Source organism: Candidatus Neomarinimicrobiota bacterium, assembly GCA_022573815.1.
GTDB lineage: Bacteria > Fidelibacterota > SORT01 > SORT01 > SORT01 > JACZTG01.
Window position 1 is genome coordinate 1 of sequence record JACZTG010000055.1, and the last position, 5,330, is coordinate 5,330.

General features: G+C 42.1%; 8 protein-coding genes. 6 read left to right on the forward strand and 2 right to left on the reverse strand.

The features are described from left to right. The 5 genes from IIB39_11210 to IIB39_11230 all read left to right on the forward strand — a co-directional run. The coding region (locus IIB39_11210; protein MCH8929263.1) for a homocysteine S-methyltransferase family protein at positions 1–185 on the forward strand (185 nt) is incomplete at its 5' end. A gap of 186 nt (positions 186–371) precedes the next feature. Further along, entirely contained in the window at positions 372–1,409 is a 1,038-nt protein-coding gene (locus IIB39_11215; protein ID MCH8929264.1) for a matrixin family metalloprotease, read from the forward strand. A 186-nt stretch (positions 1,410–1,595) separates the two neighbouring features. After that, complete coding sequence (gene trxA, locus IIB39_11220) at positions 1,596–1,928, forward strand: thioredoxin (GenBank protein MCH8929265.1); 333 nt, start codon at positions 1,596–1,598, stop codon at positions 1,926–1,928. A gap of 7 nt (positions 1,929–1,935) precedes the next feature. Beyond that, positions 1,936–2,325: a peptide-methionine (R)-S-oxide reductase MsrB gene (msrB, locus tag IIB39_11225; GenBank protein ID MCH8929266.1), complete on the forward strand. Its 390-nt coding sequence runs from the start codon at positions 1,936–1,938 to the stop codon at positions 2,323–2,325. Positions 2,326–2,399: 74 nt separating this feature from the next. Beyond that, positions 2,400–3,413, forward strand: a complete 1,014-nt coding sequence (locus IIB39_11230; GenBank protein ID MCH8929267.1) for a proline iminopeptidase-family hydrolase — start codon at positions 2,400–2,402, stop codon at positions 3,411–3,413. 69 nt (positions 3,414–3,482) lie between these two features. On the opposite strand, the gene IIB39_11235 is transcribed toward IIB39_11230, so the two are convergent. Both IIB39_11235 and IIB39_11240 read right to left on the reverse strand, forming a co-directional pair. Further along, positions 3,483–4,355 carry an SDR family oxidoreductase gene (locus IIB39_11235; GenBank protein MCH8929268.1) on the reverse strand — a complete coding sequence of 291 codons (873 nt, stop codon included), beginning with the start codon at positions 4,353–4,355 and terminating at the stop codon, positions 3,483–3,485. Next, positions 4,355–4,825 carry a MarR family transcriptional regulator gene (locus tag IIB39_11240; GenBank protein ID MCH8929269.1) on the reverse strand — a complete coding sequence of 157 codons (471 nt, stop codon included), beginning with the start codon at positions 4,823–4,825 and terminating at the stop codon, positions 4,355–4,357. Before IIB39_11240 ends, IIB39_11235 begins: the two co-directional genes overlap by 1 nt. A gap of 231 nt (positions 4,826–5,056) precedes the next feature. On the opposite strand from IIB39_11240, the gene IIB39_11245 reads away from it, so the two are divergent. Beyond that, positions 5,057–5,330, forward strand: a 274-nt coding sequence (locus IIB39_11245; protein MCH8929270.1) for a hypothetical protein, incomplete at its 3' end; no start/stop codon positions are given.

The window sequence follows — 5,330 nt, forward strand, 5'->3', positions numbered from 1 at the left end:
TTTATCCGAATTCCGGAGAGCTTTACAACGGGGAAAATCGGACTTGGTCCGGCAGTTCAGAACCGCTTGAGTGCGGCAAAGATGCCGGAGAATGGTATAAAAAAGGCGCCAAATTGATTGGAGGTTGTTGCAGAATGGGACCGGAGCATATGAAAGCAATACGGGAGAATCTCGTGGCAATGTGATGCCCTGAATTCAACTCTGAATCAAAAGTTATCCCACATCACACCAATTTCTTACAATAATACATATATTCAATTTCGCGACAATATTTGGGACATTCAGGTATTTGTTGATTTGAAGGTATATGTGTTGTATTATTAAGTAATTAGGACTGATAAATAGATGTAAATTAAATAGGGAGATTAGCCATGAAACTACGTCCAGCTTCACTATTATGGCTTTTTGCGTTATCGGTAATTATAGCAGGGTGCGAAGATACTCAACCAACAGCAGTTAATACTGATTTGGAAGGTACCAATAACGTCACAGACGCATTGAGCAAGCGGTCCAAACCGTCCGCGAGTCAAGCTGAGGGTGATTCCGAGGTTCTCGCCAAGATGGTTGATATAAATGAAGAACTAGCAGCAAGCGGACTTAATTACGCAATAGAATCCATTGAATTTTTCACAATCGGAAAAGGCAGACCGAGCAATAGGATGCACCAACAGCCATTCCGCTGGGTTCCGGGCGATCCTCGCCGAGCAGCACAGGGTAACGATATTACTTATTTAGTCGATCAGAGCGACGGCGCCACAGCCAGTGGATTAAGCAGTGACGACACTGAGGAAGTACTCGATAAAGCTCTCGCCACGTGGAATAATGATAATAATTTAAGCAAGGTGAACGTGGTGAAACGCATCGACAACGGCGATGACCCCGACATCTACGACTCTTTCTTCAGTTCTGGCAGTAAAGGTGGTAAAGGTGGTAAAGGTAAAAATGGTAAATCTAAAAGTTTTGGAAGTTTCGGAAACCCATTTCTTGCGGACATAGTTGAGGCAGGCTGGCTGCCCAGAGCGTTTTTTGAGGCAGTGGGCGGACCCGGAGGCGGAGATGGAATATTAGCGTTTTCGGTTTCCTTCATATTTCTTGATGGCAGTGGTAATCCTACTGACATAAACGGAGATAATTATCTCGATCAGGCTCTAAACGAAGTTTACTATAACGATACATTTGGTACAGCAGGCGAAGCCCGTGAACTCTTCCCGTGGGGAATTAATATTGCAGAACCGGGGATAGATGTAGAAAGCGTAGGATTGCACGAGAATGGACACTCGTTGGGACTTGGTCACTTCGGACCACCACCAACAGCGGTTATGAATCCGGTATTTAACGGGATTCTAATCTCACCTCTTCCGGCAGATGATGCAGGTATGTCTGCTGTGTGGAAATCTTGGCCTAATTAATAAGATTTATTAATATCCTACTCGTTTATGACACTCACAATTGAGTGAAGGGTCATAGATGAGTGGATATTATCCGAAGCAGTAACTTTTCAGTAATTCCTATCTCCAATTGCCATATTCATCCCGGCGATTTATATTAGGTAAACGAATTTCATTAAAAAGAATAACATAAAGGAATGAACGCTGATGTATCTTAAATTAGAACCGATTGATTTTCAGAAAGACGTTATTGAAGCGAGCGAACATTCGCCTATATTAGTGGATTTTTGGGCTGAATGGTGCGGGCCTTGCCATATGCTGAGCCCTACTCTTGAAAAACTCGCCGAGGAGGCGGGAGAGGATTGGATATTAGTGAAGGTAAACACTGAACTGCAGCCTGATATAGCGATGAAATATAGTATCAGAAGTATTCCCAACGTAAAGATGTTCTATAAAGGCGAGATTTCCAGCGAATTTGTCGGCGCCATACCGGAGAGCGAAATTAATAATTATCTCGATAAAAACCTTCCGAAAGAATAGAGGAGCAGTGTTAGAAAAATCAGAAACAGAATGGAAATCAATTTTATCATCTGATGAATACGAGGTTACACGTAAAGGGGGAACGGAACCGGCTTTCAGCGGAGAATATAATGATCACAAGGGGAAAGGCGTTTATAAATGCGCCTGCTGCGAGAAAGAACTATTCGGCTCCGAAGAAAAATTCAGTTCAGGCTCCGGTTGGCCGAGTTTCTGGCAACCTATCAATGAAAAAAATGTCCGTGAACAAACGGATTCCACATTTGGTATGAAACGCACGGAAGTCATCTGTGATAATTGCGGGGCGCACCTGGGGCATGTCTTTGAGGACGGCCCTGAACCATCAGGTCTCAGGTATTGCATCAATTCTTTATCTTTGGGATTTGAAAGCGCCGAATAAACCGGGAGAAGATTCATATGAGCTACAAAGAGATTAATATCCGAAAATATTCAGCGCCATTAACTGTTCTCATAATGCTGAGTGTCAGTATGATGATGTTTTCTTGCGCTCATTCAGCCGTTCAGACTAAATCATCTTCAGATTATTTTGATAATACGGGCAGGGATGACGTACTAAGCGGCGGTGTAAAAATAATTAAAATCTCCACGCCTAAAGGTGATTTCAATGTTTGGACAAAGCGAGTTGGGAATAATCCTACTATCAAAGTGCTTACCCTGCACGGCGGACCGGCAGCTACACACGAGTATTTAGAAGCGTTTGACAGCTATTTCCCTGGAGCGGGTATAGAATATTATTATTACGATCAACTGGGCGCGCATTACAGCGATCAGCCGGATGACACCAGTCTTTGGACGACTAAACGCTACGTGGAAGAAGTTGAGCAGGTACGGCAAGCGCTGAATCTCACGAAAGATAATTTTTACTTATACGGACATTCGTGGGGAGGCATATTAGCAATAGAGTATGCTTTGAAATATCAGGAACACCTGAAAGGGTTGATAATTTCCAATATGGTACCGAGTATTCCTGATTATAATACGTATGCCGAAGAGGTTCTTTTTAGACAAATAGATAAGGATGTGTTGGCGGAAATTAAGGAGTTGGAAGCCGCCGGTGATATTGAAAATCCCAGATATATGGAACTGCTAATACCGCATCACTATGAAAAACATATTTTGCGCATGCCGGCTGAGGATTGGCCTGACCCGGTTAACAGGGCATTTGCTAATACTAATCCGAGTGTATATGTGCTTATGCAAGGTCCCAGCGAATTAGGCGCTTCCGGCAGATTACTGAATTGGGATAGGAAAGCGGATTTGCCTCTGATTTCAGTTCCGACTCTCACTATAGGCGCCGCCTATGACACAATGGACCCCGCTCAAATGGAATGGATGGCGGGTCAAGTGCAGCGCGGTAGGTATCTGCATTGTCCTAACGGAAGTCATATGGCGATGTATGATGACCAGCAAACGTATTTTGACGGACTGATTAAATTTATAAAAGATGTGGATAACGGGAATTTTTGATAGATATATAATCAGAAAGGGAAAGCGGAAGCTTTCCCTTTTTTGATCTTTACCATCTGAATAATATCATCATCCGCCGAATACTTGCGCAAAATCCTTCGCGAACGTTTCTATCGAGCGTGCTGGATTTCCTGTTATATCTTCCACGTCGCTTGATGTATAATCTCCCCAACCTTCGCTGTATGCTTTGAAATACTCAAGGTAAGCATTCTTATTCCATTCTGGAAAACCCATCCCTGAAAGCGATTCATCCGCAGCTTCCATCGGCACATCTATATAATTGACTTCTTTATCAAGTGCAGAAGAAAACGCGGCAGCAACTTCGGTCATTGAAATTGATTTCGGTCCTGAAGGAGTGTATGTTTTGCCTTCATGCCCCTCTTCCGTAAGGATAACTGCCGAAACATCAGCGACGTCTCTGATATCGATCATTCCTAATTTACCATCTTTGAACGGCATATATATTTTTCCTTCAGAGGCAATCGACTCAGCTGCCATCATCATGTTCTGCATAAAGAAATGCGGTTTAAGAATTGTATATGGTAAGCCGGAATTTTTCAAGTCGGCTTCAGTTTCTGCATGAGCCCTGCTGTTACGGGAAGGGGCATCGGAGGCGGCTCCAACCGCTGACACTCTTACTATATATGGGCTGCCCTGTTTCACAGCCGCGTCAATTACGTTTTTTGCCAGCTGAGGCGCATCCTCTGCAACCGGAGTGAGTAAGAAGACTTTTTCAACTCCTTCAAGCGCTTTTTCGATGCTGTCTTGATCATTGAGATTTCCGATAGCAATTTCTACGCCCGAGTCCTTTAGCGATTGTCCTTTCGATTCATCCCGGACAAGACCTCTAACGCTTGCTCCCTTATCTACAAGATTGGTAATCAAAGCGCTGCTTACGTTTCCGTTTGCTCCTGTAACCAATATTTTTCCATTATTTGACATTATATTCTCCTACTATTTTGATTGTTATTCTCTGTACCCAGTTTTTTACATAATCTTGCTAATTCCTCTTGTTCAGATTTGGAGAGTATGCTCATTTCCTGAACAATAACTTGAACATGCCCGGGCATTATTTTATTTATAAGAGCTTTACCCTTATTTGTAAGATGTATCTTTATTTGTCGGCGGTCTTTTTTGTCGGGAATTCTTTTTACGAATTGCCGCTTTTCAAGATTATCCACTACTGTGGTGATATTGCCACCCGTGCAAAGGAGTTTTTCGCTGACGGTTTTCAAGTTCAACGGACCAAGATGAATAAGAGCATCCAATACGCCGAATTGACTTTCGGTTAGTCCATATTCTCTGAAGCTCTCTTTTATTTGAGGGCTAAAAGAGTTGGCGGCTCTGGAGAATTTTATCCAGGCATTCAGAGCCCTTTTTTCTATTGCTGTTCCATTGTAATGTGTCGGCATAATTATACTTTAATGTTAAATTGTTTAGGTGTCAAGTATTATTTATATTTTATTTTCCATTATGTTTTAAAACAATAAATGATTTTAACAGAAAATAATATTACCTTTGCAATCGAGATTTTTATGATTATTCGTATCAATCATATATTGATAATTTAAATTGTCTTATAGCCCAGTGAATCCAATAGGAAAACCTATTTAAATTTAATTTAACGTTATTTAGAGGATAATATGATTCCATCAAAAGTAACCGTGAAATACCTGATTATTTCAGCACAGTTAATTCTGTTTCTGAGCTGTAGCGCAGAAGATCAATCTCAAAAAGAAATTGAAATTCCCGTGAAATCGGAAAAACATCTAAATGCCGACTTGCAATCTCTTGCAGAGGAATTTTTCAGGTGGCGTGCGGTAACGCAGCCTGCTACGGGGGATGATATAACACGTGTGGAACGCCCCGATAAATGGGTACCTGATTTTTCACCTGAGGCTTTAGCTGAACAGCGGG

What these genes read in the sequence shown, in the direction of transcription:
- IIB39_11215 (MCH8929264.1), top strand. Translation starts at nt 372, where the DNA reads ATGAAACTACGTCCAGCTTCACTATTATGGCTTTTTGCGTTATCGGTA.
- trxA (MCH8929265.1), top strand. Translation starts at nt 1,596, where the DNA reads ATGTATCTTAAATTAGAACCGATTGATTTTCAGAAAGACGTTATTGAA.
- IIB39_11230 (MCH8929267.1), top strand. Translation starts at nt 2,400, where the DNA reads ATGCTGAGTGTCAGTATGATGATGTTTTCTTGCGCTCATTCAGCCGTT.
- IIB39_11235 (MCH8929268.1), bottom strand. Translation starts at nt 4,355, where the DNA reads ATGTCAAATAATGGAAAAATATTGGTTACAGGAGCAAACGGAAACGTA.
- IIB39_11240 (MCH8929269.1), bottom strand. Translation starts at nt 4,825, where the DNA reads ATGCCGACACATTACAATGGAACAGCAATAGAAAAAAGGGCTCTGAAT.